This window comes from Microbispora siamensis, assembly GCF_016863095.1.
Classification (GTDB): Bacteria; Actinomycetota; Actinomycetes; order Streptosporangiales; family Streptosporangiaceae; genus Microbispora; species Microbispora siamensis.
The window spans coordinates 28,080-53,784 of the sequence record NZ_BOOF01000015.1 but is presented as its reverse complement, the minus strand read 5'-3'; the positions used below and the strand labels follow the sequence as shown (position 1 = coordinate 53,784).

The 25,705-nt window shown below is 71.5% G+C and carries 22 protein-coding genes and 2 pseudogenes; 15 read left to right on the top strand and 9 right to left on the bottom strand.

The features are described from left to right. Positions 1 to 182: 182 nt before the first annotated feature. The 5 genes from Msi02_RS15480 to Msi02_RS15460 all read left to right on the top strand — a co-directional run bounded on the left by Msi02_RS15480 (position 183) and on the right by Msi02_RS15460 (position 5,271). On the top strand, positions 183 to 2,810 hold the full coding sequence (locus Msi02_RS15480) for a sensor histidine kinase (protein WP_204049001.1): 2,628 nt from the start codon (positions 183 to 185) through the stop codon (positions 2,808 to 2,810). Next, the gene (locus Msi02_RS15475; protein ID WP_030507694.1) at positions 2,807 to 3,214 is read left to right on the top strand and encodes a roadblock/LC7 domain-containing protein; all 408 of its coding nucleotides are present in this window, start codon (positions 2,807 to 2,809) and stop codon (positions 3,212 to 3,214) included. The genes Msi02_RS15480 and Msi02_RS15475 overlap by 4 nt, the downstream gene beginning before the upstream one ends. A 31-nt stretch (positions 3,215 to 3,245) precedes the next feature. Beyond that, complete coding sequence (locus Msi02_RS15470; RefSeq protein ID WP_179155108.1) at positions 3,246 to 3,593, top strand: DUF742 domain-containing protein; 348 nt, start codon at positions 3,246 to 3,248, stop codon at positions 3,591 to 3,593. Beyond that, positions 3,574 to 4,149, top strand: a complete 576-nt coding sequence (locus Msi02_RS15465) for a GTP-binding protein (protein WP_079314623.1) — start codon at positions 3,574 to 3,576, stop codon at positions 4,147 to 4,149. The genes Msi02_RS15470 and Msi02_RS15465 overlap by 20 nt, the downstream gene beginning before the upstream one ends. A 96-nt stretch (positions 4,150 to 4,245) precedes the next feature. After that, complete coding sequence (locus Msi02_RS15460; protein WP_204049000.1) at positions 4,246 to 5,271, top strand: PLP-dependent cysteine synthase family protein; 1,026 nt, start codon at positions 4,246 to 4,248, stop codon at positions 5,269 to 5,271. An 85-nt stretch (positions 5,272 to 5,356) separates the two neighbouring features. On the opposite strand, the gene xynC is transcribed toward Msi02_RS15460, so the two are convergent. The 4 genes from xynC to xylA all read right to left on the bottom strand — a co-directional run bounded on the left by xynC (position 5,357) and on the right by xylA (position 10,794). After that, complete coding sequence (gene xynC / locus Msi02_RS15455; protein WP_275414144.1) at positions 5,357 to 7,066, bottom strand: glucuronoarabinoxylan endo-1,4-beta-xylanase XynC; 1,710 nt, start codon at positions 7,064 to 7,066, stop codon at positions 5,357 to 5,359. 384 nt (positions 7,067 to 7,450) lie between these two features. After that, positions 7,451 to 8,095, bottom strand: coding sequence for a DUF998 domain-containing protein (locus Msi02_RS15450; RefSeq protein WP_204048999.1), 645 nt, complete (start codon positions 8,093 to 8,095; stop codon positions 7,451 to 7,453). A 151-nt stretch (positions 8,096 to 8,246) separates the two neighbouring features. Continuing rightward, a complete protein-coding gene (xylB, locus tag Msi02_RS15445) occupies positions 8,247 to 9,617 on the bottom strand; it encodes a xylulokinase (protein WP_204048998.1) in 1,371 nt (456 codons plus the stop codon). A 31-nt stretch (positions 9,618 to 9,648) separates the two neighbouring features. Then, positions 9,649 to 10,794 (bottom strand): xylose isomerase, encoded by a 1,146-nt coding sequence (gene xylA, locus Msi02_RS15440; RefSeq protein WP_204048997.1) that lies wholly within the window; start codon positions 10,792 to 10,794, stop codon positions 9,649 to 9,651. A gap of 247 nt (positions 10,795 to 11,041) precedes the next feature. On the opposite strand from xylA, the gene Msi02_RS15435 reads away from it, so the two are divergent. Further along, a complete protein-coding gene (locus tag Msi02_RS15435; protein ID WP_204048996.1) occupies positions 11,042 to 12,349 on the top strand; it encodes an ROK family transcriptional regulator in 1,308 nt (435 codons plus the stop codon). Between the two features lie 21 nt (positions 12,350 to 12,370). Here Msi02_RS15435 and Msi02_RS43240 read toward each other — a convergent pair whose 3' ends face one another. The 3 genes and pseudogenes from Msi02_RS43240 to Msi02_RS44790 form a co-directional block, all read right to left on the bottom strand. Continuing rightward, entirely contained in the window at positions 12,371 to 12,562 is a 192-nt protein-coding gene (locus Msi02_RS43240; RefSeq protein ID WP_239108438.1) for a hypothetical protein, read from the bottom strand. A gap of 130 nt (positions 12,563 to 12,692) precedes the next feature. After that, positions 12,693 to 13,154, bottom strand: a pseudogene (locus Msi02_RS44870) (LysE family translocator); the annotation flags it as partial. Positions 13,155 to 13,266: 112 nt separating this feature from the next. Next, positions 13,267 to 13,340: pseudogene (locus Msi02_RS44790) on the bottom strand (IS200/IS605 family transposase); the annotation flags it as partial. Between the two features lie 235 nt (positions 13,341 to 13,575). Between Msi02_RS44790 and Msi02_RS15425 the strand changes: the two are divergent. Both Msi02_RS15425 and Msi02_RS15420 read left to right on the top strand, forming a co-directional pair. Beyond that, on the top strand, positions 13,576 to 14,055 hold the full coding sequence (locus Msi02_RS15425) for an Lrp/AsnC family transcriptional regulator (protein ID WP_204048995.1): 480 nt from the start codon (positions 13,576 to 13,578) through the stop codon (positions 14,053 to 14,055). Positions 14,056 to 14,263: 208 nt separating this feature from the next. After that, on the top strand, positions 14,264 to 14,674 hold the full coding sequence (locus Msi02_RS15420; RefSeq protein ID WP_204048994.1) for a hypothetical protein: 411 nt from the start codon (positions 14,264 to 14,266) through the stop codon (positions 14,672 to 14,674). A gap of 102 nt (positions 14,675 to 14,776) precedes the next feature. Here the strand turns inward: Msi02_RS15420 and Msi02_RS15415 are convergent, their stop codons facing one another. After that, positions 14,777 to 14,989, bottom strand: coding sequence for a hypothetical protein (locus Msi02_RS15415; RefSeq protein ID WP_204048993.1), 213 nt, complete (start codon positions 14,987 to 14,989; stop codon positions 14,777 to 14,779). Between the two features lie 196 nt (positions 14,990 to 15,185). Between Msi02_RS15415 and Msi02_RS15410 the strand changes: the two genes are divergently transcribed. The 5 genes from Msi02_RS15410 (at position 15,186) to Msi02_RS15390 (ending at position 22,781) form a co-directional block, all read left to right on the top strand. Then, positions 15,186 to 15,689 (top strand): VOC family protein, encoded by a 504-nt coding sequence (locus Msi02_RS15410; RefSeq protein ID WP_204048992.1) that lies wholly within the window; start codon positions 15,186 to 15,188, stop codon positions 15,687 to 15,689. 163 nt (positions 15,690 to 15,852) lie between these two features. Beyond that, complete coding sequence (locus Msi02_RS15405; protein ID WP_079314634.1) at positions 15,853 to 16,710, top strand: SAM-dependent methyltransferase; 858 nt, start codon at positions 15,853 to 15,855, stop codon at positions 16,708 to 16,710. 200 nt (positions 16,711 to 16,910) lie between these two features. Further along, positions 16,911 to 17,261: an STAS domain-containing protein gene (locus Msi02_RS15400; RefSeq protein WP_204048991.1), complete on the top strand. Its 351-nt coding sequence runs from the start codon at positions 16,911 to 16,913 to the stop codon at positions 17,259 to 17,261. 237 nt (positions 17,262 to 17,498) lie between these two features. Beyond that, positions 17,499 to 21,911, top strand: a complete 4,413-nt coding sequence (locus Msi02_RS15395) for a cation-translocating P-type ATPase (RefSeq protein ID WP_204048990.1) — start codon at positions 17,499 to 17,501, stop codon at positions 21,909 to 21,911. A 195-nt stretch (positions 21,912 to 22,106) separates the two neighbouring features. Next, positions 22,107 to 22,781, top strand: a complete 675-nt coding sequence (locus Msi02_RS15390) for a carboxymuconolactone decarboxylase family protein (protein ID WP_204048989.1) — start codon at positions 22,107 to 22,109, stop codon at positions 22,779 to 22,781. Positions 22,782 to 22,837: 56 nt separating this feature from the next. Here the strand turns inward: Msi02_RS15390 and Msi02_RS15385 are convergent, their stop codons facing one another. After that, positions 22,838 to 23,233, bottom strand: a complete 396-nt coding sequence (locus Msi02_RS15385) for a nuclear transport factor 2 family protein (protein WP_079314638.1) — start codon at positions 23,231 to 23,233, stop codon at positions 22,838 to 22,840. Positions 23,234 to 23,563: 330 nt separating this feature from the next. Here Msi02_RS15385 and Msi02_RS15380 point away from each other — a divergent pair, with 330 nt between their 5' ends. Both Msi02_RS15380 and Msi02_RS15375 read left to right on the top strand, forming a co-directional pair. Then, the gene (locus tag Msi02_RS15380; RefSeq protein WP_204048988.1) at positions 23,564 to 24,118 is read left to right on the top strand and encodes a carboxymuconolactone decarboxylase family protein; all 555 of its coding nucleotides are present in this window, start codon (positions 23,564 to 23,566) and stop codon (positions 24,116 to 24,118) included. Continuing rightward, entirely contained in the window at positions 24,118 to 25,671 is a 1,554-nt protein-coding gene (locus tag Msi02_RS15375) for an NAD(P)-binding domain-containing protein (protein ID WP_204048987.1), read from the top strand. Before Msi02_RS15380 ends, Msi02_RS15375 begins: the two co-directional genes overlap by 1 nt. Positions 25,672 to 25,705: the final 34 nt, after the last annotated feature.

Below are 25,705 nucleotides of genomic sequence, written 5' to 3'. Positions count from 1 at the left end.
CCTCCCACTGCGCCAGAACTGTATCGGTGCTAGCCTTCTGTGCGATCTTCCGGAGGTGCATTCCCCCATAAATGCGGCGCGAGCCTCCAGCAATGCAGGAGTGGGCTATGGGTTCGAGAAACCGGTCGATTCGGTTCAAGATCTTCTTGTTGCTGCTCCTACCATTGCTCATGTTGAGCGCTATGTGGGGATTTGCCCTAAAGCTCACGGTCGGGGACGGCCTCGTCCTCCTGCGCTCCAAGACGCTGTACGACACCATCGGCGTGACCTCCACCGACCTGGGCACCCAGATCCAGGCCGAGCGCGCGCTGACCGCCGGCGTCCTGAGCAGCGGCCAGAACACCTCCGCCGCGCTCACCGCCCAGCAGGCCAAGACCACCGCCGCCGCGGACAACTTCAAGCGGTCCGCCAACGACAGCGCGACCCGCGACGCCATGAGCGACGACCTCGTGGCGCCCCTGGAGTCCCTGCTGTCCTCCCTCGAACGCCTGCCCTCGATCCGGGAGGGCGTCTCGCTCGGCAGGTCCGACCGGCTGACCGCGATCACCGCGTACAACTCGATCATGGACGACCTGTTCGCGCTCTACGAGCGGCTCGTCTCGGTGCCCGACCTGGCCACCTTCCAGCAGGCCAGCGCCATGCAGGGGATGGGCAACGCGCACGAGATGATCACTCGTGAGGACGCCCTCGTGCGCGGGGCGCTCGCCAGCGGCACGATGACGGCCGACGAGCAGAACGCCTTCAGCGAGTGGGTCGCCACCCGGCGGTTCCTCTACGGCAAGAACCGGCCGGTCCTCAGCGGTGATATGCGGGCGCCGTACGAGCAGGTGCTCACCTCGCCGCTGTTCGACCGGTTCACCGCGCTGGAGAACCAGATCGTCAACCAGGTGCGCGCCGGCGGCCCGCTCCCCGCGGACGCCGAGAAGTGGTCGCCGACCATCGACCAGCTGATCCTCCGGCTCGACTCGGCCCGGGTGAAGGCCTCGGACGCGCTCAGCGTCTCCGCCACCTCGGTCGCCACCGGGATCATGCTCCGCATCCTGGTCGCAGGCGGCCTGGGTCTCGTGGTGATCATCGCCACGATCGTCTTCTCCGTCCGGTTCGGCCGCCGTCTCGCCCGCGACCTCGCCGGCCTGCGCGACGCCGCGCTCGAACTGGCCGACGTACGGCTGCCGCAGGTCGTCGAGAAGCTGCGGCGGGGCGAGGACGTGGACGTCGAGGCCGAGGCGCCCCCGATCAAGGCGACGGGCTCCAACGAGGTCGAGGACGTCGCGCACGCGTTCAGCTCCGTCCAGCGCACGGCCGTGGAGGCCGCCGTCGGCCAGGCCGCCCTCCGCCGCGGCGTCAGCCAGGTCTTCCTCAACCTGGCCCGCCGCAAGCAGACCCTGCTGCACCGCCAGCTCACGCTGCTCGACACGATGCAGCGCCGCGCCGAGGACCCGGAGAGCCTGGAGGACCTGTTCCGGCTCGACCACCTGACCACCCGCATGCGCCGCCACGCGGAGAGCCTGATCATCCTGTCCGGCTCCGCGCCCGGACGGTCGTGGCGCAAGCCGGTGCCGCTCATCGACGTGGTCCGCGCGGCGATCTCCGAGGTCGAGGACTACACCCGCGTCTCGATGGCCCCGATGCCGAACGCCGCCATCGTCGGCGCGACCGTGGCCGACGTGGTGCACCTGATCGCCGAGCTGGTGGAGAACGCGACGATCTTCTCGCCTCCGCAGACGAAGGTGGCGGTGCGCGGAGAGGTCGTCGCCAACGGGCTCGCGGTGGAGATCGAGGACCGCGGTCTCGGCCTCACGCCCGAGGAGTACGACGAGATCAACGCGCGGCTGGCCGACCCGCCGGAGTTCGACCTGGCGGACAGCGACCGGCTCGGGCTCTTCGTCGTCGGCCAGCTCGCCGCCCGGCACGAGATCAGTGTGGTCCTGCGGAGCTCGCCGTACGGTGGCACGACCGCGATCGTGCTCATCCCGCGGACCCTGGTGGTGGATGAGGGCTCGCCCGCGGCGCTCGCGGGCCCGGCCCCGCGCGGCGCCCACGCGAAGCCCGCGCTGGCCGCAGGCGGCAACGACACCGACATCTCGCTCAGCGACACGCTCCAGGCCGACCTCGGACTGGGCGGCCCCGCCCCGGCCGGTGGGCGCCGGGAGGTCCGTACGCTCGCCGGGGAGGTCGCGGAGGACGTTCCGGACGGCGTCCACGGCTCTGCTCCCCGGGAGGTTGTCAGGGAGGTTCTCAGCGAGGTTCCCGGAGAGACGGAGGAGGAGCGTGCGGGCGCGTCCGAGCCGTCCCCGTTCTTCACGCCGGCCTCCCTGCGGACCGAGGCCGTGCCCTCCGCCACGCGCGACGACCTCTCCTCGCGGCCCCTCGGCTCCGGCTTCGAGAGCCCGCGCCCGGCCGCGCCCTCCGCTTCTCCGGCCGTCTCGCCGTCCGTTTCGCCCTCCCCCGCACCGTCGTCCGAGCCGGCGCCCGCCGGCGCGGGGGTGGCGGCGAACGGCCTGGCGCAGCGGACGAGCAAACAGCGGGCCAGGGGCCCCGTCTCCAACGGAACCCACGCCGGCCTGCCGCGCAGGGTTCGCCAGGCCAACATCGCTCCGCAGCTTCGCGCCCAGTCCCCGGAGACGGCGCCGCAGACACCGCCGCTGTCCGCCCCGACCGTGGAAGAGCGGTCGCCGGAGGAGGCCAGGGCGATGTTCAGCGCCTTCCAGCGCGGCGCGCTGCGGGGCCGGGAGGACTCCGATCAGCCGGGTGGGGCCGCACCCGGCGACCACGTACACAACACGCACGGCGAGAAGGGTGACGAATGACCGGCAAAGCGACGTCGACCGGCGAACTGAACTGGCTGCTCGACGATCTCATCAGCAGGGTCGCCGCCGTCCGCCAGGCAGTGATCCTCTCCACCGACGGCCTCGTCGTCGGGGCTTCCCAGGGGCTGAGCCGGGAGGACGCGGAGCACCTGTCCGCGGTCGCGGCCGGTTTCCAGAGCCTGGCGCGGGGCGCGGGGCGGCACTTCGGCGGGGGCGAGGTCAGGCAGACCATCGTGGAGATGGAGGCCGCGTTCCTGTTCGTCACGGCCGCGGGCCAGGGCACCTGTCTCGCCGTCCTGGCCGCATCCGACGCCGACGTCGGGCACATCGCGTACGAGATGGCGATGCTGGTCAAGCGGGTGGGCCAGCACATCTCCACCAACCCGCGGCGGATCTCCCCATGAGATGGGCGGCCACATGACGGGACCCCAGTGGATGGACGAGGAGGCCGGGCCGTTGGTCCGGCCCTACGCGCTGACGGGGGGCCGGGCGCGGCACTCCGGGGCCAAGCTCGATCTGATCACCATGGTGACCACCACGGGCTCACCGAGGGACGTCCCCGGCATTGGCCCCGAGCAGCGGCGGATCCTCGAGATCGCGCGCCGCGGCGCGTCGGTGGCGGACATCGCGTCCGACATCGACCTGCCGCTGGGCGTGGTCCGCGTCCTGATCGGGGATCTGCACGACCTCGGGCTCGTCGACGTACGGGCTCCGGGCAAGGTGGCGCCGCTGCCAAGCGAGCGCATTCTCAAGGAAGTGATCAATGGCCTTCGCGCCCTCTGAGGAGCCGGTCGCCCTCAAGATATTGGTGGCCGGCGGCTTCGGCGTCGGCAAGACCACGCTGGTCGGCGCGATCAGCGAGATTCGCCCCCTGCGCACCGAGGAGGTGCTGTCCGACCGCGGCGTCGGCGTCGACGACACCGACGGCGTGGAAGGCAAGACGACCACGACGGTGGCCATGGACTTCGGCCGCATCACCATCAGGGAAGGGCTCGTGGTCTACCTGTTCGGCACCCCCGGACAGGAGCGCTTCTGGTTCATGTGGGACGAACTGTCCTATGGCGCGCTCGGGGCCGTCGTGCTGGCCGACACCCGCAGGCTGACCGACTGCTTTCCGTCGATCGACTACTTCGAGCAGCGCGGCACGCCGTTCATCGTCGCGGTCAACTGCTTCGACGGCGCCGACCGGCACGAGCCCGAGGACGTGCGGATCGCCCTCGACCTCGACCCGGACGTCCCCGTCCTGCTCTGCGACGTACGGCGCCGCGCCTCGGCCAAGGTCGTGCTCGTCACGCTCGTGGAGCACGCGCTCAAGATGCTGACCGCCGCCCAGCGCTGACCTGCCCGCGCTGATTCGGCTCGGGGACCGGGACCCGGCTCGGCCGCCCCGGTCCGCCGACGATCGTCGACCGACGCGGACGGACAGGGGGCGTACATGATCGGCGGATGGGCGGCCGAGGCCGTCGCGCGCCTGGACCGGGAGCGCGAGGACACGGGCACGACGCCGCTTCGCGAGTTTCCGCTGCCCGGGGCGTGGGGTGTCCGTCTGCGGCTGAAGGACGAGTCGGCGCAGCCCACCGGTGGTCTCAAGCACCGGCTGGCCCGCGCCCTGTTCGCCCAGGTGATCACCTCTGGGCGGATCACCGAGGGGACGACGGTGGTCGACGCCACCGGTGGTCCCATGGCCGTCGCCGAGGCCTACTTCGCCCGGCTGCTCGGCCTGCCGTACATCGCGGTGATGCCGAAGAAGTCCTCCGGAGCCGGCGTCGAGCGGCTGGGCGGCACGTGCCGGTACGTCCATCCTCCGCTCGCCGTGTACGAGGAGGCCGCCCGTCTGTCCGAGGAGATCGGCGGCCACTACCTCGACCACTACCGCACGGCGGCGGAGGTCGACTGGCGTGGCGCGAGCCTGGCCGACGAGCTGTTCGGGCAGCTCGGCGAGTGTCCGCGCTGGATCGTGGTCGGGGCGGGCACCGGCGCGACGTCCGCCGCGATCGGCCGGCGCCTGCGGGCCGACGGCCTCCCGGGAAGGCTGGCCGTCGCCGATCCGGAGAACTCCGCCTACTTCCCCGGCTGGGCCACCGGCGCCCCCGACTACGCCACCGGCATGCCCAGCCGGATCGAGGGCGTCGGCCGGCCGCGGATGGAGCCCGCCTTCGACTCCGCGGTCGTCGACCTGGTCGTCCCCGTGCCCGACGCCGCGAGCGTGGCCGCCGCCCGGTACGTACGGCAGGTGACCGGGCTCGCGGTCGGCGCCGCCACGGGGACGAACCTGTGGGCCGCCCTCGAACTCGTCACCCGGATGCGCGACCGGGGCGAACGGGGCGAGGTGGTCAGCGTGATCGGCGACGCGGGCGAGCGCCATCTCGCCACCTGCCACGACGACGCCTGGGCGGAGGGCAGGGGCCTCGACTGGCGGCCGTACGCCGATCGCCTGCGCGACCTGCTCGGCGAACCCTGACCCCGCGCTCCGCACACCGCGCCTCTAAGGCCGCACGACCTGCGGATGCGGCCCCTGTCCCCTCTCCGGCCGGCCTTCGGGAGGTTCAGACCACGGTGCAGGGGACGCCGTTGAGGGTGAAGGCGGTGGGTTCGGCGGTGTTGCCGGTGTGGGTGGCCTGGAAGCCGATGTCGATGGTGGCCCCGGGGGCGATCGTGGCGTTGTAGCTGACGTTGCGGGCGCTCACCTGGCCGCTGGAGGGCGAGTAGGTGGCGTTCCAGCCCGAGGTGATGGACTGGCCGGAGGGCAGGGTGAAGGCCAGCGTCCAGCCGTCGATCGTCGAGGTTCCGGTGTTGGTGATGCTGATGCTCGCGGTGAAGCCGTTGTTCCAGGTGCTCATCGTGTAGGCGACCCGGGGCCCGGTCCCGGTGCCGCCACTGGGCGAGGGGGTCGGCGACGGGCTGGGGGACGGGCTCGGCGACAGGATGGGCGACGGGGAGGGCGAGGAGCCGCCGCTCAGACTGGTCACGAAGGTCGTCATGCTGCGAGCGGGGAGCGTGACGGTGAGGGAGCCGTTCGACATGCTGGTCGCCGTCTGGGGTGCGACGTTCCTGGTCGCGTCGGTCAGCCAGGACGAGACACCGGCCGAGCCGGCGTTCGCCACGGTGAACTGCTGGCTCACCGCGGAGGTCCCCTTGTTGATGGCGACGATGACGACGGTGTTACCACTCCGGTACGCCGAGACGTAGACGTTCGACGCGGGGTTCGCCGTCGCGTCGATCCGCACGTATCCGGGGCGGACGAACCTGGCGAACTGCGCCATGATGGCGCCGCGCTTGCTGATCTGGCCGTCCTCGCGCATGGGGCCGTAACTACGCCGGATGTACCACCAGACGTACGTCTGGAACTCGGCGTCCACCATGGCGTGGTGCATGTGCTCGCCCACGTCGAGCGCCTGAGGCCAGGTGTCCGCCGAGTCGGTGCTGTTGGGGTAGTAGACCTCGGTCATCCAGAGTTCCTTGCCCGCGCCCTTCTGCTTGAAGAGGGGGTAGGGGAAGTTCGAGTACGGCGTGCCGTAGAGGTGCGCCCCGATGATGTCCACGTTGGCGAGCGCCGTGGAGTCGTTGAGGATCGGGTCCGACATGCTCTTGACGTACTGGAAGGACTCCGGCGCGATGACCCTGGTGCCGATCGAGCCGGCGTTCTCCCGCAGGAACCGGACGATCTCGGCAGAGGTCCACCACGTCCAGTCCTGCGCGTAGTCGGGCTCGTTCTGCACGGATATGGCGTACAGGTTCACCCCGTTGTTCCGCATGTAGGTGGTGAAGTCGTTCAGGTGCTGGGCGTAGGCGGCGTACGAGCTGTACTTGAGGCGTCTCGCGTTGGTCTGGCTGCCGCGGGTGAAGGTCTCGACCATGCCGGCGGGGGGATTCCACGGCGAGGCGAAGACCGTCGCTCCGAGCTCGACCGCCCGCTTCGCCGTCGCCAGGTCACGGCTCCAGTCCGACTGGTTCTCGCCGACGGGGATCCGCAGTATCGAGAACCCCAGCTTGCCGTCGCCGTTGCCGAACGCCGTGTCCCGCTGGGCGGCCGTCAGGTCGCCGGCCCAGGCCGCGTGGGTCATGCCGCCGAAGCCCCGGATCGTCTGCCGCTGCGCCGACGGATTGATGGTCGCGGTGGCCGCCGCGGCCTCCGTGGCCCCCAGAACCGACGTCGCGGCCGTGATGACCGGCAGGGCTCCCATCGTCGCCAGGACGGATCTCCGGCTCAGCAGCCTCCGCTCGCCGCTCACCGGCTCGTTCTGGTCTTGCGCCATGTCTCCTCCTCTTGGCCGTCGGCGCCGATCCGGCGCCTTCTCGGTCCCACCGGGCCGGTCGGCACCGGACTCCGGCGTCGCCACTGGAACGGACCTCGGTCGTGTTATCGCTAACACGCTCTGGCCTGATCGACTCCTGCGTATGTTTGCGCTAACAACTCTCCGTGTGGACCTGCACACGAGTGCGACGGGGAATGCGGACCGCTCAGATGGTCGCGCGAAGGGGTGATACTCCAGCGGAGTGTTGTTGCGCCCCCGGCAGGGGTCAAGCCCGAGGCGGCCCCGCGAGCAGACGAACTGTGCGGATGTCTCGCCGAACCTGAAAGTTTCACTTCGGGCCGTGCGGCGCCCCCGCGCCCGCACGGCCCGGCCTGCTCCGCACGGTCAGCGGTGGACCATGAAGCCGGCGTGCCGGCCGATCCGCTCCCTGAGCGACGGCCCCCAGGTGAGCTGCGCGAGCCGTACGGCCAGCACTCCGAGGACGGCCACCTCGGCGGTCAGCAGCAGCCGTTCCACCAGGCCGATCATGACGCCGTGGCCGGGCAGCGCGACGTACGTGATGGCCGCGAGGCCGAGACCGGAGGCGAGCGTCAGCCACTCCAGCGGCCGGACGGCGGCCTTCCAGCGCTCGTCCTGTCCCAGGCGGCCCACCAGCTGGATGGCGGCGGCGGGCACGCTCACGAAGGCCGCAACCGACAGGACACCGTGGAGCTCCCCCTGCCAGGCCGTGCTCGACGGGACCACGGCCGCGCCGATGAGCGAGACGCTCCACAGGCCGATCAGGCGGGCGGGCCAGCCGTGCACCGGCGCGTCGAGCGCGCGCATCCCGGCCAGCAGCGCGAGCGAGGCCAGGCCGAGGACGGCCATGGCCGTCTCGATGGCGCCGCCCCCGTCATGGGCGGCGTACTGGCTGATCGTCATGGAGACGGGGTCCAGGGAGGAATCCCCGCTCACCTGCGCCGTCACCACGGTGACGACCGCGAGCAGGATGCCGCCGCCGGCGAGCAGGGGATAGAACCTCTTGACCATATGGTGAGAATCCCGCGAATGGCCCCTTCCTAACATCCGGGACAACGCGTAGATCCCCCCGAGAAGGGGTCAGGGTCGTCTCAGGGTGGGGCCCAGGCCGTCGGGGACGCCGCGCCTTCGGGGCGCGGTTCGCGGGGCCCCACCCCGGACGTCACTCCTGCGCGGCCTCCTGGTAGCGCTCGCGCAGGCCGGGGGTGGGATCCGCCTCGTAGCGCTCGGCCGCGCCCGTGTCCCACAGCGGCGGTTCCGGCTCCCCCGACAGCAGCCAGGCGGCCTGCTTGGCCGCGCCGTCCGCGACGTACTCCCCGGGGGTGGGCACGAGCACCGGCCGTCCGAAGACGGTCGGCGCGATGCGCCGCACCGCCTCCGAGCGCGCGCCGCCGCCGATGAGCAGCACGCGCTGCGGCTCGACCCCGAGGGCGTCCAGCGCGTCGGCGAGGCCGCAGAGCATGCCCTCGACCGCCGCCCTGGCCAGGTGCTCGGGGGTGGACGTGGCCAGCCTGAGACCGTGCAGCGACCCCGTGGCGTCGGGACGGTTCGGGGTGCGCTCCCCCTCCAGGTAGGGCACGAGCACCAGTCCGTCCGCACCCGCCGGCGCCCGCAGGGCGAGGTCGCTCAGCCCCTCGGGGCCGACCCCGAGCATCCGGGCGGCGGCGTCCAGCACCCGTGCCGCGTTCAGCGTGCAGACCAGCGGGAGGTAGCGGCCGGTGGCGTCGGCGAACCCGGCGACCGCCCCGGACGGGTCGGCGGACGGCGCCTCGGAGACGGCGAACGCCGTGCCCGAGGTGCCGATGGACACCACCACGTCACCGGGCCGCATGCCGACGCCGAGCGACGCCGCCATGTTGTCGCCGGTGCCGGGGGCGAGCAGCGCGCCGCCCTGCTCGGCCGTTCCCGCCTGCTCGGCGGGACCGAGCACGCGGGGCAGGTCAGGCACCCTGCCCATGGCCAGTTCGAGCAGGTCCGTACGGTAGTCGCCGGTGGCGGGCGACCAGTACCCGGTGCCGGAGGCGTCGCCCCGGTCGGTCGTGATCACACCGGGCCGGCCCGCGAGCCGCCAGGTGAGCCAGTCGTGCGGCAGGCAGACCGACCGCGTACGGCGGGCGTTGTCCGGCTCGTTGCGGGCGAGCCAGCGGAGCTTGGTCACCGTGAAGGAGGCCACCGGGACGCTGCCGACGGCCTCGGCCCACGCCTTCGGGCCGCCCAGCTCGGCGACCAGGTCGGCCGCCGCCCCGGCCGAGCGGGTGTCGTTCCACAGCAGGGCCGGCCGGACCACCTCGCCGTCCTCGTCGAGGCAGACCATGCCGTGCTGCTGGGCCGCCACGCTCACCGCCGCGACGTCCGCCAGCCCTCCCGCCTGCTCGATCGCGCTCTGCAGCGCGGTCCACCAGTGCTCGGGATGGACCTCGGTGCCGTCGGGGTGGGAGGCGCGGCCCTCGCGCACGAGGGCCCCGCTCTCCGCGTCCCGGATGACGACCTTGCAGCTCTGGGTCGACGAGTCGACCCCCGCGACCAGCGTCACAGTCGTCGTCCCTCCACTCTCACCTGGTCGATCAGCCGCGTACGCCGAGGAGGTGCTCCAGCGCGAGCTGGTTGAGCCGGGTGAAGTGGAAGCCGCGGGCGGCCACCTCGTCCACGTCGATCGACTCGGCCAGGACGTCCTCGTACGTCTCGCCCTCGGCCAGGGTCGGCTGGGCCAGCTCGGTGAGCTTGCTGGCGGCCAGCGCGTCCTGCACCTCGGGGTCGGCGCGGAAGGCCTTCGACTTCTCCTTGAGGATGAGGTAGGTCCGCATGTTCGCGGCCGCCGAGTCCCAGACGTCTTCCTTGTCCTCGGTGCGCAGCGGCTTGTAGTCGAAGTGGCGCGGGCCGTCGTAGCCGCCGTTCTCCAGCAGGTCGACCAGGAAGAACGCGCTCTTCACGTCGCCGTGGCCGAAGACGAGGTCCTGGTCGAACCTCGGGCCGTGCTGGCCGTTGAGGTCGAGGTGGAACAGCTTGCCGTGCCACAGCGCCTGCGCGATGCCGTGCACGAAGTTCATCCCGGCCATCTGCTCGTGGCCGACCTCGGGGTTGAGGCCCACCATCTCGGGGTGCTCCAGAGAGTTGATGAAGGCCAGGGCGTGGCCGATCGTCGGCAGCAGGATGTCGCCGCGCGGCTCGTTCGGCTTGGGCTCGACGGCGAACCGGATGTCGTAGCCCTTGTCGATCACGTACTGGCACAGGAGGTCGAAGCCCTCCTTGTAGCGGTCGAGCGCGACCCGCACGTCCTTGGCGGCGTCGGACTCGGCGCCCTCACGGCCGCCCCAGCACACGTACGTCTTGGCGCCGAGCTCGGCGGCGAGGTCGATGTTGCGCATGACCTTGCGCAGGGCGTACCGCCGGACGTCGCGGTCGTTGCTGGTGAAACCGCCGTCCTTGAAGATCGGGTGGGTGAACAGGTTGGTCGTGGCCATCGGCACCTTCATGCCGGTGTCGGCCAGGGCCTTCTTGAAGCTCTCGATGGCCTTGGCGCGGTCCTGCTCCACCGCGAGGAGGTCGTCGTCGTGGAAGGTCACACCGTACGCGCCGAGCTCGGCCAGGCGATGGACGCTCTCGACCGGGTCCAGCGGGGCCCGGGACGCGTCACCGAACTGGTCGCGCGCCTGCCAGCCGACGGTCCACAGCCCGAACGTGAAACGGTCCTCGGGAGTGGGGGTGTACATGAGTCGCCTCCGAATTAGTCTATGTTGTGGACTAAATATCCGACGTGATGAGCCGCAGGGTCAAGAGGGTGTGTCCGTGTTCTCAACGCCGGCAGTGGAGGATGTGATGGCGCAGCCCGTACGGCGTGACGCGGCTGGCGCGTGGAGGTGCGGATGACGCGGGCCGTTCGGCGTGAGGCGGGACTCGCGCGGAGGGTGCGATGACGCGGGCCGTCCGGCGTGAGGCGGGACCCGCTCGGAGGGTGCGATGACGCAGGCCCTGCGGCATGACGCGATGCGCGCCCAGAACCTGGCGCTCGTCCTCGGCGCGGTCGGCGCCCGGGGATCGGTGACCCGGGCCGCCCTCGCCGAGATGACCGGCCTGACCAAGACGACCGTCTCCAAGCTCGTCGGCGACCTCATCGAGGGGGGTCTCGTGGTGGAGACCGGCGCCGTCCGGGACGGCGAGCGCGGCAGGCCCGGCGTCGAGATCAGGATCAGCGGGCAGCACGTCGCCGCCCTCGGGCTGGAGATCAACGTCGACTACCTCGCGGTGTGCGTGGTCGACCTCGCCCGGACGGTACGGCTGCGCCGTACACAGGCTGTGGACAACCGGGCCGCGCCCCCTGTGGACGTGATCGCGCGACTTGGGGATTTGGCCGCCGCGGTTGTGGACGAAGCTGTGGAGAAGGGTCTGCGGGTGGTCGCCGGCGTGCTGGCCGTCCCCGGCCCTGTGGACATGACCAGCGGGGTCGTCCACAACGCGCCGAACCTCGGCTGGCGCGACGTGCCGCTGGCGTCGCTCCTGCGGTTCCCCTTCCCCGTACGTGTGGAGAACGAGGCCAACCTGGCCGCGCTCGGCGAGCTGTGGTTCGGGTCGGGACTGCCCGACTTCCTGCACGTGTCGGGAGAGATCGGCATCGGAGCGGGCCTCGTGGTCCGCGGCCGGCTATTCCGGGGCGCACACGGTTTCGCCGGGGAACTCGGGCACGTCGTCGTCTCCCCCGACGGCCCGCCGTGCCGCTGCGGCGGGCGCGGCTGCCTCGAACAGTACGCAGGCCAGGACGCACTCCTGACCGCCGCCCGCACCACCGCCGCAGCCCGCTCCGCCGCCACAGGCCGCCTCGCCGCCGGTGCGCCCCCGGCCGGGGCGTCCGGGAACGCGCCGGCCGGCCCGCCGCACCAAGCGGCCGCCGCGGCGGGCCCCTCGCCCTCGCCCGGGATGCTCCTGCCCGCGCAGCAGGGCGTGTCGTGGATGCTCTCCCGGCTGCGGGAGGGCGACGAGAACGCGCGTGCCGCCTGTGAGCGGGCGGCCTGGGCACTCGGCGTGGCCCTGTCGTCGGCGGTCAACCTCGTGGATCCCGACGCGATCGTCCTCGGCGGTATCTACGCGCCGCTCTTCCCCTGGATCGGCGACATGGTCGCCGACACGCTGAAGGCCCGCCTCGGTCAGATGCGCGGCGCCGTGCCACCCGTGGTCGTGTCACGGCTCGGCGCCGAGGCGGCCGCCCTCGGCGCGGCCGGACAGGTGATCGAGCAGGTCATGGCCGACCCCGCCGCCCTCCTGCACGGCTAGATCGACGCACGGGCTCACCGTTCAAAGCGCCGCACCGCCGCCGATCCTTTCGATGATGAGGGAGATGCCGACGGCGATCATCCCGGCACCCGCCAGGCGGCTCACGGTCCGCGCCGCCGCGGGGCGGGAATTCAGGACGGTTCGCGTCACCGAGCCGAGGGCGAGGTAAAAGGCCGCACAGGTGATCGTGAAGACCAGGCCCAGGGCGCCCATCTGGACGGGTAAGGGCCAGTCCCGGTCGGGGCTGGTGAACTGCGGAAGCAGCGCGATGAAGATCAGCAGGCCCTTGGGGGTTGAGTCCGCTGACTCCGGCGCCCTGGGCGATGGTCGCCCAGCCCGTCCTCGCCTGCGCCTCGGCCGCGGCGTCACCGGTCGCGGTGAGGGGCGGGGAAGGCGAGGCGAGTGTCCGTACGCCGTGCAGCACGAGGTAAACGCCGCCGAGGACGGTCAGCGTCGTGAGCGCTGCGGGATTTTCCGCGACGAAGGCACCGACACCGGCCGCGACGACGAGGGTCATGCCCGCGTAGCCGAGCACGAGCCCGCCCACGGCCGGGACCACGGACCGGTCGCGCAGCCCCGCGCTGAGCGTGAACGCCCAGTCCGCTCCCGGCACGACGATCAGCAGCAGGGCGACACCCCAGAAGGCGACGGTGACTCCTCCGCTTCCTGAAGGGAGCGGCTTCTCGCTAAGCCGCTTCCGCAGCGTCGCGAAGGGCAAGCCCTGCCGTGCATCCTCAAGGCACGCGGCGAGCGAGGCGCCCTGCTTTTCGGTGGGACGCAGCAGGAACGTGAATGACCGGCGCACACCCACCTCCCACGTTCCTCTCACGTTCAGTAATCAGATCACCACGCTATCGGAAGGTGCCGTCAAAACCCGGAGGAGGAAGCGTGGAATCACCGGTCAGCCAAAGCAGGCCGCGGATCAGCTCCTCAAGGCGGGCCTTCACCCGGCCAGCCAGAACGGGACGGCGGTCTTCGGACACCACACCACGTGGTATCCGAGGTCATGCGCCGCATCGGGGGGAGGCGCGCACCTGACGAGTCACACGATCACCATGAAAGAACCGCCCATCGCATCCAGCAGTGAGAGGAACTCGCGATGAGCCCGGAGAGAAACCAGTCAGGGACGGCATTCCCCCGTCGCCTGAAGGCGACGGTCCCCTGCCGAGGTTCTGATGGTGCCGGCTTCTTGCCCGTAGGGCCGCTTGAATAGAAAGATCCACCCCATGGACGCCATCGACCGGGAAATCCTTGCCCTGCTGCAGGAGAACGGTCGCCTCACTGTCACCGAGCTCGCCTCACGGGTGGGGCTGAGCGTGTCCCCCTGCCACCGCCGGCTCCGTGAGCTGGAGCGCAGCAAGACCATCCGCGGCTATCGGGCCATCGTCGACCCCGAAGCCGTCGGACTGCCCTTCCAAGCGCTCGTCTTCGTGACCATGCGGCAGGAGGACCGCGACACCCTGCTGAGCTTCGAGGCGGCCGTCGCCGAGATCCCCCAGGTCGTCCAGGCCCAACGCCTGTTCGGCGATCCCGACTACCTCCTGCGCGTCCTCACCGCCGACCTCACCGCCTACCAACGACTGGAAGACGATCACCTCGCCACGCTCCCCGGCATCCAGCGGCTGACATCCACTCTCGTAATGAAGCAGGTCGTCGACAGCCGCCCGGTGCTCGGCCCCGCGCACCGAACCCCGTACAGGTCCTGAAGAGTGCCGTCTCCGCTGTCACCGGCGTCCATGGCAGGAACGGGCGGCCATCGCGGGGGCCGGGCACGCCAAGGGCCGGTAAGGACCTGTGCCGATCTTGTCCAGCTCGGGTCAGCGCCCTGCTCCGGCGGGGTATGAGGCCGCCGTTCCACAGAACCGGACGGGCGACGGTCACCGTCGGCCGTCCAGCGGAAAGGCGAGTACCGAGATGTCCCGCTACTGGACGCGGCCCCCCGGCGACACCGTGGTCCGCACGGCCCGGCGGCTGGCCCTGGCCGCGCTCGTGATCCCGGCGACGGGAATCTGCGCCGCGCAGCCGGTGGCGGCGCGTGTCACCCCGCCCGTACGGGAGGGGCTCGCGGCCTTCCGCGTCCACGGGCCGGGTGGAGGCGGAGGTCAGGTGATCGAAGGAGGACGCGCGAGCGGCAGCCAGAGCAGGTCCGGCGAGGGCAGACACAACCAGAGCCTCACCGGGACCATCTCCCCCACCTTCGTCATGGGACAGACGCAGCTACCGGTCACCAACACCCGCTCGCTCGACCTGCAGGCCGCCTTCTGCGGATCGCAGCCCACTACCTGCGCCATGGGACAGAACATGCCGATCCGCTGGAAGTCCTGACACTCCGCCGTTCGCGCCCCCACCGTTTCGGCGGGGACCGGCTCCACTTCCACCGCGTGCGACCCGAGAGGCCGGGACGGTCACGCTCAGGCGCTCAGCGGCTCACAGGCCCGAGGGGTCGCGGCCGAGGCTGATCTCCTCGGCGATGCGCCGCAGTTCGTCGGCGGCCAGCCGGGGCGTGCCGGGCAGGCCGGCGGCCAGCGCCGAGACCACCTGGTGGTATGGCGCGCCGGCATGACGGACCGCGACCTCGTGCACCGCCCGGAACAGGACCAGGTTGTCCTCGTGCTCCCGCGTCGCCCTGTCCACGATCATGTCGTCCCCCTCTGCCGGCCTCGTCGCCGGCACGCTACCCGACCCCCTGCTTCCGGCGCCGTGTGGAGCGCCGGTGGGCGGTGCGCCACCCCCTGGCGGCTCCGCCCGGTGGCCACGGTACGACCTGCCACCGACAGTTTCCGGGAAACCCACCGAGGTACAATTACTTGAGAGTTCAAGTTTTCGGGAGGGCGTCATGCCGGTCCAGCGACTCAACCACGCCGTGCTGTACGTGCGGGACGTCTCCCGCAGCGTGGCCTTCTACCAGGAGGCCCTGGGGTTCCGCGTCGTACAGGCGTTCCCCGGGGCGGCGTTCCTGCAGGCCGAGGGGTCCTCAAACGACCACGACCTCGGGCTGTTCCAGATCGGGGCGCAGGCGGGGCCGTCGTCCGCCGGGCGCGCGACGGTCGGCCTCTATCACCTCGCCTGGGAGGTCGACACGCTCGCCGAGCTGCACCGGATCGCCACCAGGCTGACGGAGATGAACGCCCTGATCGGCGCGTCCGACCACTCCACCACCAAGGCCCTGTACGCGAAGGATCCGGACGGGCTGGAGTTCGAGGTCTCCTGGCTGGTGCCCGCCGACCTGCTCACCGACGAGGTCCTGAACGGACGCGCCCAGATCAAGCCGCTCGACCTCGCGAAGGAACTGGAGCGGTACGGCGCGCAGACGCGCGGCGGGGTCGGTGTCAGCGTCTGATCCGGCGCTCGCGGGCGGCCTCTCCAGGCGGCCGCCCGACGCGGCCGGTCTTATCCGTTGACCGACCCGTTCGTGCCACTTATCGCAAACATCCTTCTCCCGGCCCCCGCGGGCCTTACCATGATCGCGATCTGAACCCGTACAGCGAGGGACAGGACGGATCATGGCCGACAACGACCAGCACGCGGGCGACGCCATTGCCGGGCACGACCGGGAGAACGCCAGGATCGACACGAGCAAGCCGAGCATCGCCCGTGTCTACGACTTCTTCCTCGGCGGCAAGGACAACTTCGCCATCGACCGGCAGGTGGGCGAGGCGACGCTGCGGATCGCGCCGGACGCCCCCGCGGCGGGCCGGGCGAACCGCGCCTTCCTCCGGCGCGTCGTCCGCCACCTGGCGGCCGAGGCGGGCATCCGGCAGTTCCTCGACATCGGCTCGGGCCTGCCCACGCAGGGCAACGTGCACGAGGTGGCCCAGGCGGTCGCCCCGCGGGCTCGCGTCGTCTACGTCGACAACGACCCCATCGTGCTCGTGCACGGCCGGGCGCTGCTCGCCACGAACGGGAGCACCACGGTCGTCGAGGCCGACATCCGCGACCCGGAGGCGATCCTGGGGCACCCCGGGATCCGCGCGCTCATCGACTTCGACCAGCCGGTAGCCCTGCTGCTGTTCGCGATCCTCCACCACCTCAACGACCACGAGGACCCCCAGGGGATCGCCGCGCGCTTCCGCGACGCCCTGCCCTCCGGCAGCTATCTGGCGCTGTCCCACTTCCACAACCCGGGGCCGGGCATGCCCGAGGTGTCGGCGCAGGCGGCCTCGGCCGAGAAGCTGTTCAACGAGCACCTGGGCACGGGCCGGTGGCGCACCCGCGAGGAGATCCTCGCCTTCTTCGGCGACCTGCCGCTTCTCGAACCCGGCCTGGTGCCGCTCGCCGAGTGGCGGCCGGACCCCGACGAGTTCGTCGAACGCGGCATCACCTACCACACGTTCGTCGGCGGCGTGGCGCGCAAACCCTGAAACCTTCTTCGTGCGATAAACGTGACTTACGTCACTGCACAGCCGTACGGCCGAGAGGACGTCGTCGCAGGCAGCGGGCCATCCGGCGACGGAGCGGTGATCGGCCGTACGGTCACCCGGGCGGCGGTTCGGTTGACACCGGCGAGCAGCGACGGTGATGCTCGGAGATGGCTGCCCCTCTACAGGAAGGCGGCACCGACATGATGACCGTCAATGGGTCGTTCGAATCCACTCTAGACAAGAAGAACCTGCTCTACCTCGACAAGCAACTGGTCGTACGCGCCTCCGGAGACGGCTCCGTACGGCTGATCGGGCAGATCGACCTCACCAACGGTGACGCGTTCGCCGACACCCTGCACAGGGAGTGGACGAGGCCGGGGACGGGAACCGTGGACGTCGCCGAGCTCCAGTTCATCGACCTCTACGGCCTGCGCGCCCTGGCCCTGCTGTCCGACATCCCCCTGGGCCGGCCGATCCGGCTGCACAACGTCAAGCCCGGCCTGCGCAAGCTGCTCACGATGCTCGACTGGCCCGCCTTCACCATCGGGTGACTTCGCGGCCCGACGCGGGCCGCCCACCGCGCCGATCGCGGGCGGCGCGTTTCTCGCACTCCCGCGTTTCTCCTGCTCCGGATGGAGGAAAGGTATCCGAGGACGGTCGTAACGACCGTTATGACCAGCGCCTGAGCCTTCGTTCGGGTTCAGGCGAAATCCATCCGTGAGTTCCCCCCGACTCTCGCGAGGAGGGGTGATGAGGGATTTCCGGGCTCCCGTCTGCTGGAGAGCCGAATGTTCCTGAACCAGGTGCTCACGACGTCCGCGGCCCTGCTGCGCGGCGTGCTGCCCGAGCCGTTCCGGGACCTGCTGCCCAGCCCTCGCGAGGTGCACCTCTGCCCCGGCGGGTTGCGCATCGACCTGCGCGGGATCGGCCGGCCCGGCTCCGAGGCGGCGGCCGGCCTGCTGGAGGAGCGGCTTGAGTCCGTGCCCGGCGTCGAGCGCGCGGAGGTCAACGGCCGCATCGGCGGCGTCTTCGTCGCCTGCGACCCCGACCGGGTCGACCAGGACAAGCTGCTGGCCGTCACCGCGGAGCTCGACGAGCAGGAGGAGCACGCCCACGAGAGCCCCGTCCACCTCGTGGAGGAGCACCTGCGGGCGACCGTGCGGCTGACGGCCGGCGTCACCGGAATCGGGCTGATCTTCCTGGGCAAGGCGATCCGGGCCCCTCAGCTCCCGGCCGTCGTGCCCGCGTTGCTGCAACTGGCCAACGCCACGCCCGCGATCCGCGAGCAGCTCGACCACCGGCTGGGGCGCCGTCCCACCGACGCCCTGTTCACCACGGCCAACCTCGTCACCCAGACCCTCACGCTCCGCCCCACCGCGCTGTTCGTGCAGGCCGTGGCGAACGTGGGGCGCTACATCGAGACCAAGGCCAGCCGGTACGCCTGGGAGGGGCTGGAGGAGCGGCTGGCCGCGCGTCCGGGCGCCTATCACCACATCAGGGCGGAGAGCCGGCCGCGGCCGACCCACCTGCCGCACGGGCCGATCGAGCGCTACGCCGACGTGGTCGCCCCGATCAGCGCCGCCGCGTACGCCGTGACCCGGGTGCTCACGCGGGGCGAACGGGCCGTGTCCATCCTCATCTCCGCCACCCCCAGGGTCGCCGACCTCAGCAGGGAGGCGTTCGCGGGCGCCGTCAGCCGCGCGCTCGGCAAGCACGACACGGTCGTCTTCGACGCCGACTGCCTGCGCAAGATGGACCGCGTCGACACCGTCGTCCTGCACGCCGACGCGCTGACGACCGGCTCGTGGACGATCGACCGCGTCGAACCGCTGCGCGCGGGAGAGGACACCGACGAGCTGTACTCCCGGCTCTACTCCCTCATCGACTTCTCCGACCCCGGCCGCAGCCGGACCGTGGAGGGCTGGTCGGTCCGCCCGCTGCCGGACCCCGATTCCCTGCTCTCGGACGCCGCCCTCTGGCGATCGCGCGGGCTGCGGGCGGTGGAGGTGTCCAGGGACGGCACCCGGGTCGCGGTCGCCGGTCTCGCCCCGGAGATCGACGCCCTGGCCGTACCCGTCGTCGGCGCGGCCAAGGCGGCCGGAACGGTCTTCCTGGCGGGCGGCGACGAGGGCGGCTACGAGGGCTTGGCGCAGCGCCTCGCGATCGGCCGGACGCTGCCCGGAGGCCCGGAACTCGCCGGGCACGTCCACGACCTGCAGGCGGCGGGCCACTGCGTGGCCGTCGTGTCCAAGGGAGCCTGGCAGGCGCTCGCCCAGGCCGACGTCGGTCTCGGGGTGGTCGATCCCGAGGCCGTCGAGCCCGGACGCATGGTGCCGTGGGACGCCGACATCGCCGGCGAGCTGCACGGCGTCCACCTGTTCCTGCGCTGCCTGCCTCGGGCGCGCGGCAACAGCAGCAACGGCGTGAAGCTCGGCGCGGCCGGCGCGTGCGTCGGCACCCTGCTGGCCGTCGCGGGACCGGGCGGCACCGCCCTGCGCCGGGCGCAACTCGCCGGCGCCGCCGTCTCGCTGGCCGCCATCGTGCTCGGCGAGTGGGACGGGCGGAGCGCCGGCCGTACCCCCACCCCACCCCGCGCCGACACCACGCCGTGGCACGCCATGTCCGCGCGGGAAGTGCTCTCCCGGCTCCGTTCCTCCCCGGAGGGCATCGCCGAGCAGGAGGCGGGCAGGCGCCGCGCGGAGGCCGCGCCCGAGGTGGCGGAGGGGCCGCACTCGCTGGCCCAGGCCACGCTGGAGGAGCTGGCCAACCCGCTCACGCCCGCCCTCGCCACCGGCGCGGGCATCTCGGCCCTCGTCGGCTCGGCCCTCGACGCCGTGCTGATCAGCGGCGTCATGGTCATCAACGCGTTCCTCGGCGGCGTGCAGCGGTTCAAGGCCGACCGGGCGCTGCACCGCCTGACCGAGTCCACCGAGGTCCTCGTACGGCTGCGCCGCCCCGAGGGCGTCGTCGAGACGACGAAGGACGAGCTCGCGCCCGGCGACGTCATCGAGCTGCGCGCCGGGGACGCCGTGCCCGCGGACGCCCGCGTCATCAAGGCCGTGGGCCTGGAGGTGGACGAGTCCACGCTCACCGGCGAGTCCCAGCTCGTCGCCAAGACGGCCGCGCCCACCGTGGCGGCGGCCATCGCCGACCGCAGCTCGATGGTCTACCAGGGCACCTCGATCGCGGCGGGCAGCGGCCGGGCGGTGGTCGTCGCGACCGGTGAGATGACCGAGTCGGGGCGCAGCGCCAGGCTCGCGGGCGAGCCGGGCCCGCCGACCGGTGTCGAGCTGCGCCTGCGGGAGCTGAGCCGCCGCATCCTGCCGCTGTCGATCGCCTCGGGTGTGGTGCTGCTCCTCACCGACCTCCTGCGCGGACGGCCGCTGGCCGCGGCGCTCACGCCCGCCGTCAGCCTGACGGTCGCCGCCGTGCCCGAGGGGCTCCCGTTCGTCGCCACCGTGGCGGAGCTGGCCGCCGCACGGCGGCTGTCCAGGCGCGCCGCCCTGGTGCGCAACCCGTCCACGATCGAGGCTCTGGGCCGGGTCAACGTGCTGTGCTTCGACAAGACGGGCACGCTGACCGAGGGCCGCATCAGCCTGCGGCACCTGTCGGATGGGCGGGCGGGACGCCCCGTCGAGGAGGCCGGCACCGGGCTGCGGCGCGTCCTCGCCGCGGCCGTCCGGGCCAGCCCCATGTCCGGCGGGGGACGGGTGATCGCCCACCCGACCGACCGCGCCGTGCTTGACGGCGCGCACCGGCTGGGCGTCACGCCCCAGGAAGGGTTCGAGAGCTGGGAACGTGTGGACGAGATGCCGTTCGAGCCGGGCCGGGGCTACCACGCCGTGCTCGGCCGCACCGAGCACGGGCACCTACTCAGCGTGAAGGGCGCCCCCGAGATCGTGCTCACCCACTGCACCACCGTGCACCGCGACACCGGCCCGGTCGCCTGCGACGAGTCCGTACGCATGGAGCTGGAGCGCGAGGTGGAGCGGCTGGCCCGGCAGGGCTACCGCGTGCTCGCCGTCGCGCAGCGGCCCGCCTCCGACCGGCGCGACCTCGACGAGTCGCGCATCGAGGAGCTGTGCTTCCTCGGCTTCCTCGGCCTGGCCGACCCGGTCAGGTCGACGGCGGCGGAGAGCGTCAGGCGCCTCATCCGGGCCGGTGTGCGGATCGTCATGGTCACCGGCGACCACCCCAGCACCGCCGAGGCGATCGCGGTCGAGCTGAACGCGCTGAACGGCCAGCGCGTCATGACCGGCCCGGAGCTGGACGAGCTCGACGACGAGACGCTGACGAAGGTGCTGCCCGACGTGGCGGTCTTCGCCCGCACCACGCCCGCGCACAAGGCCAGGATCGTCACCTGCCTGCGCCGGGCCAGGGAGGTCGTCGCCGTCACCGGCGACGGCGCCAACGACGCACCCGCCATCCGCACCGCCGACGTGGGCATCGCCCTGGGATCCCGCGCGACGCCCGCCGCGCGGGCCGCCGCCGACCTCGTCGTGACCGACGACCGCATCGAGACGATCGTGGACGCCATCGTCGAGGGCAGGGCGATGTGGACCTCGGTGCGCGACTCGCTGAGCATCCTCCTCGGCGGCAACGTCGGCGAGATCGCGTTCACCGTGGGGACCAACCTGCTGGCCGGCGGCAGCGCGCTCAACGCCCGGCAGCTCCTGCTGGTCAACCTCCTCACCGACATGGTGCCGGCCATGGCGGTCGCCGTACGGCCGCCCGCCTCGACCGATCCGGACAAGCTGCTCGCCGAGGGCCCCGAGGCGTCGCTGGGCGCGTCGCTGACCCGCGACATCTACCTGCGCGCCGCCGTCACGACGGCGGCGGCGACGGCCGCGTGGATCCTGGGACGCATGACCGGCACCCGCGGTCGGGCGAACACCATCGGCCTGGTCGCGCTCGTGTCCGCGCAGCTCCTGCAGACGCTCGCGGGCGGCGGCCGGGACAGGATCGTCGTGCTCGCGTCGCTGTCGTCGCTGGCCGTCCTGTGGCTCATCGTCACGGTGCCGGGAGTCAGCGCGGTCTTCGGCTGCCGCCCGCTCGGCCCCGCGGGCTGGGTCATCGGGCTGGGCAGCGCGGCCGCCGCCACTCTGGTGGGGATGCTCGTGCAGCGCCCGGTCAGGGAGGCGACGACCCGTGCCGAGGCCGAACGCCGCAGGACCGCGGCCCACCTGCCCGTACCGGCCTGACCGCGCCACCCCCCGGCCAGGGCCGGCACGGCCCCAGACACGCATGGACGCGCCGGGTGAAAGTCCGTCAAGTTCGGAAATTGACAGAAGAATGCCAGCGGCGGACATCTTGCTGAGCCGCCTCCGCCTGGTTGCCCCGTCTTTCTTTTCGCACTGTTGAGGGTGGGAGGAAAACACGAGGAGGAAGTCAGGGAAATGACACACACAGTCACGCCAACGGCACGCCCCAACGTCGCCGAGGAACTTTCCATCGTCCCTTCTCCACGGCAGGGCGGGCGGCCCGGGCGGCAGCACACCAATCACCGCGGGTCCACCCGGCCCTTTATCGCCCTCGCCACCGACGAGCCGGGAGTTCGCGGCCTTTTCCGGTTCCGCCCGGAGGCCGCGCTGCCGTTGAACCAACTGGTGGACGTCCTGTTACGCGGGGACAGCACGCTCGGCCGCGGAGAACGAGAATTGATCGCCGCCTACGTTTCCGCGCTGAACCGCTGCCGATTCTGTTTCCACACGCACGCCGCGTTCGCCGCCGTACGACTACCCGAGGGGATGGACCTGGTCGATCAGGTGCTCGCCGACCTCGACACGGCGCCGGTGACGCCGAAGATACGGGCGCTGCTGCGCATCGCGGCCTCCGTACAGCGCGGCGGCAGGGAGGTGACCGAGGAACAGGTCGCCGCCGCCCGCGCAGAAGGCGCCACCGACCTGGAGATCCACGACACCGTCCTCATCGCCGCCGCCTTCTGCATGTTCAACCGGTACGTCGACGGCCTCGGCACGGTGGCCTCCGACGACCCGGAGCACTACCTCGAACGCGCCAGGCTCACGCAGGGATACGTGGCGGTGCTGGCCGAGGCCCTGGCGGCGGGTTGAGGGTGGGGCGGCCGGGCCGGTTCCGCCCGGCCCGGCCGCCCCGCCTCGAGACGACGTCAGGCGGAGAACTCGTCGAAGAGATAGGGGTCGTAGGGGTAACTCCAGCGTTCGGTGATCTTCCCGTCGGCCACGCGGAACACCTGGACGCCGTGGTCGTCGAGGCGGCGGTCGCCGCGCTCGCCGCGGACGCGGACCAGCGCGGCGACCCTGTCGTCTCCGACGAGGAATGATTCCGGCTCGTATGCCAGCGTGTTTTCGGACAATTCACCGAGCCGGGTGAGATAGTTCACCACCTCGTCCTTACCGCGATACGCGCCGGCCAGAGCGCCGCGGCCCGGGACGTGGAATACCACATCGTCGGCGAGCAGGGTACCCCTGAGGTAATCGAGGTCTCCCTTGGCCAGGGCGTCGTAGCTCTCCCGCACCACGATCACATTGGGGTGTTCCGACATTACGCACCCTCCGTATTGGGGTCGTCTTATTCGGGTGATTGCGCCGGCGCCGTGCCTCGATCAGTGTCAGCGAACATCGCGGCGAGAACGGACTAACCACAAGGTTAGATTGCGCTAACCCCACCAGGAAAACGGCCCGGACCTGGCGATTCTTCGACACACCCGAATCGCCCGTTGACATGGAAGCACGAGGGTAAGGATCATGTGCATCCGGCGGGCGTTTTATTCGCGAGACCGCCGGAATTCGTCATTCGACCGGCCCGGAATGGTCCCGATCCCCGCCGTCCCTGTCTGTCACTTCCCGCCCGCCCGCCAGTACGAGGAGTGAGGATGCCCCATATCACCCTGCCCACCGACGAGCCCGGCATCGTCGGCCTGTTCGGCTACCGGCCGGAGACCGCCGGGCCGTTGAACGCGCTGGCGGAGGTGCTGCTGCGCGCGGACAGCACGCTGACCAGGGGGGAGCGCGAGCTGATCGCGACCTACGTCTCGTCGCTCAACCAGTGCCGGTTCTGCGCCTCCTCCCACGCAGCCTTCGCCGCCGCGCAGCTGCCCGAGGGGATGGACCTGGTCGAGCGGGTGCGCGCCGACCTCGACACGGCGCCGGTGACGCCGAAGATACGGGCGCTGCTGCGCATCGCGGCCTCCGTACAGCGCGGCGGCAGGGAGGTGACCGAGGAACAGGTCGCCGCCGCCCGCGCAGAAGGCGCCACCGACCTGGAGATCCACGACACCGTCCTCATCGCCGCCGCCTTCTGCATGTTCAACCGGTACGTCGACGGCCTCGGCACGTTCGCCCCCGAGGACCCGGCGGCGTACGCGGCGATGGCGGAGAAGATCGTCGCAGTGGGTTACACGGAGGGCGCCGCGGAGCCCGGGCACTGATGGCGGACACACGCACGGACGGACGGGCGCACCGTTACCTGATCGTCGGCGCGGGCCCCGGGGGTCTCCAACTCGCCTATTTCCTGCACCGCGCGGGCGCCGACTACCTCGTGCTGGAGCGCGAGGCCGAGCCGGCGGCCTTCTTCCGGCGCTACCCCCGTCACCGCCGGCTGATCTCGCTCAACAAGGTGCACATCAGCGAGAAGGACCCCGAGATCGCGCTGCGCTGGGACTGGAACTCCCTGCTCAACGACTCCCCCGACCTGCAGTTCCCCCGCTACTCGCAGGAGTACTTCCCGCACGCCGACGACCTCGTGCGCTATCTCACCGACTTCCCGCGCGAGCACGGCCTCCACGTGCGGTTCTCCACGCCCGTGGAACGGATCGAGAAGGCGGACGGGCTGTTCGCCGTGCACACGGCCGACGAGGTGCTGCACGCCGAGTGCGTCATCGTGGCGGCCGGGTGGGGCAGACCGTACGTGCCGGACATCCCCGGCATCGAGCTGGCCCGGGGTTACGAGGACATGCCGGTCCAGGGGGAGGAGTTCACGGACCAGCGGGTGCTGATCATCGGCAAGGGCAACTCGGCGTTCGAGACCGCCCAGGCCATGCTCGGCCACGCCGCCGTGATCCACCTCGCCAGTCCCAGCCCCGTACGGCTCGCCTGGACGAGCAAGCACCCCGGCCACGTGCGCGGCCAGTACGGCGCGCTGCTGGACAGCTACTGGTTCAAGACCCTGCACGGCGTGCTGGAGTGCCGGGTCGACCGGCTGTGGCGCGAGGGCGAGCGGATCAAGGCGGCGATCACCTACACGCTGGCCGAGGACGAGAGCACGGTGCTCGAATACGACACCGTCCTGCGCTGCACCGGGTTCACCATGGACCGGTCGATCTTCGGAGAGTCCTGTCTGCCCGACCTCGCGCCGAACGGACGGATGCCGGCCATCCGGCCCGACTTCCAGTCGGCGAACGTCGACGGGCTCTACTTCGCCGGCACGCTGATGCAGGCCCGCGACTTCAAACGCGCCTCGTCGGCGTTCATCGACGGATTCCGCTACAACCTGCGCACGCTCGCGGCCCTACTGGCCGAGCGGTACGAGGGCGTGGAGCTGGAGCACCGGGTGCTACCGGTGGACGCCGACCAGCTCACCTCGGCGATGCTGGAGCGGGTCAACTACAGCTCGGCGCTGTGGACCCAGTTCGAGTACCTGTGCGACGTCTACGTCGTGGCGGACGGCCGGGTCACCCACTACGCCGACCTGCCGGAGGACTACGCCGTCGAGCGCTTCGGGGACGCTCCGCTCGCCTTCACCGTCACGCTGCGCTGGGGTCCCAGGGACGCCCACCCCGACGTGTTCGCGATCAAGCGGCATCCGGTGCCCGAGCGGGCGCACGAGAGCGCCTTCCTGCACCCGGTCGTACGGGCGTGGAGCGGACGCGAGCAGGTCGCCGAGCGCCACCTGCTGGAGGACCTCCTGGCCCAGTGGCGCGATCCCGTCCGCCACGTGGAGCCGCTGCGCGCGTTCCTGGAGTCGCTGCTGCCCGGTCGCTGAGCAGGGAGTCGTGAGCGGAGTTCCTGAACAGGGT

Bases quoted from the DNA above. Each gene is read 5' to 3' on its own strand.
- Msi02_RS15480 (WP_204049001.1), top strand. From the start codon at position 183: ATGTGGGGATTTGCCCTAAAGCTCACGGTCGGGGACGGCCTCGTCCTC.
- Msi02_RS15470 (WP_179155108.1), top strand. From the start codon at position 3,246: ATGGACGAGGAGGCCGGGCCGTTGGTCCGGCCCTACGCGCTGACGGGG.
- Msi02_RS15380 (WP_204048988.1), top strand. From the start codon at position 23,564: ATGCCCCATATCACCCTGCCCACCGACGAGCCCGGCATCGTCGGCCTG.
- Msi02_RS15375 (WP_204048987.1), top strand. From the start codon at position 24,118: ATGGCGGACACACGCACGGACGGACGGGCGCACCGTTACCTGATCGTC.
- Msi02_RS15405 (WP_079314634.1), top strand. From the start codon at position 15,853: ATGGCCGACAACGACCAGCACGCGGGCGACGCCATTGCCGGGCACGAC.
- Msi02_RS15425 (WP_204048995.1), top strand. From the start codon at position 13,576: ATGGACGCCATCGACCGGGAAATCCTTGCCCTGCTGCAGGAGAACGGT.
- xynC (WP_275414144.1), bottom strand. From the start codon at position 7,066: ATGGCGCAAGACCAGAACGAGCCGGTGAGCGGCGAGCGGAGGCTGCTG.
- Msi02_RS15465 (WP_079314623.1), top strand. From the start codon at position 3,574: ATGGCCTTCGCGCCCTCTGAGGAGCCGGTCGCCCTCAAGATATTGGTG.
- Msi02_RS15395 (WP_204048990.1), top strand. From the start codon at position 17,499: ATGTTCCTGAACCAGGTGCTCACGACGTCCGCGGCCCTGCTGCGCGGC.
- Msi02_RS15390 (WP_204048989.1), top strand. From the start codon at position 22,107: ATGACACACACAGTCACGCCAACGGCACGCCCCAACGTCGCCGAGGAA.
- xylA (WP_204048997.1), bottom strand. From the start codon at position 10,794: ATGTACACCCCCACTCCCGAGGACCGTTTCACGTTCGGGCTGTGGACC.
- Msi02_RS43240 (WP_239108438.1), bottom strand. From the start codon at position 12,562: ATGGGCGCCCTGGGCCTGGTCTTCACGATCACCTGTGCGGCCTTTTAC.
- Msi02_RS15385 (WP_079314638.1), bottom strand. From the start codon at position 23,233: ATGTCGGAACACCCCAATGTGATCGTGGTGCGGGAGAGCTACGACGCC.
- Msi02_RS15415 (WP_204048993.1), bottom strand. From the start codon at position 14,989: ATGATCGTGGACAGGGCGACGCGGGAGCACGAGGACAACCTGGTCCTG.
- Msi02_RS15435 (WP_204048996.1), top strand. From the start codon at position 11,042: ATGACGCAGGCCCTGCGGCATGACGCGATGCGCGCCCAGAACCTGGCG.
- Msi02_RS15460 (WP_204049000.1), top strand. From the start codon at position 4,246: ATGATCGGCGGATGGGCGGCCGAGGCCGTCGCGCGCCTGGACCGGGAG.
- Msi02_RS15410 (WP_204048992.1), top strand. From the start codon at position 15,186: ATGCCGGTCCAGCGACTCAACCACGCCGTGCTGTACGTGCGGGACGTC.
- Msi02_RS15450 (WP_204048999.1), bottom strand. From the start codon at position 8,095: ATGGTCAAGAGGTTCTATCCCCTGCTCGCCGGCGGCGGCATCCTGCTC.
- Msi02_RS15420 (WP_204048994.1), top strand. From the start codon at position 14,264: ATGTCCCGCTACTGGACGCGGCCCCCCGGCGACACCGTGGTCCGCACG.
- Msi02_RS15475 (WP_030507694.1), top strand. From the start codon at position 2,807: ATGACCGGCAAAGCGACGTCGACCGGCGAACTGAACTGGCTGCTCGAC.
- Msi02_RS15400 (WP_204048991.1), top strand. From the start codon at position 16,911: ATGATGACCGTCAATGGGTCGTTCGAATCCACTCTAGACAAGAAGAAC.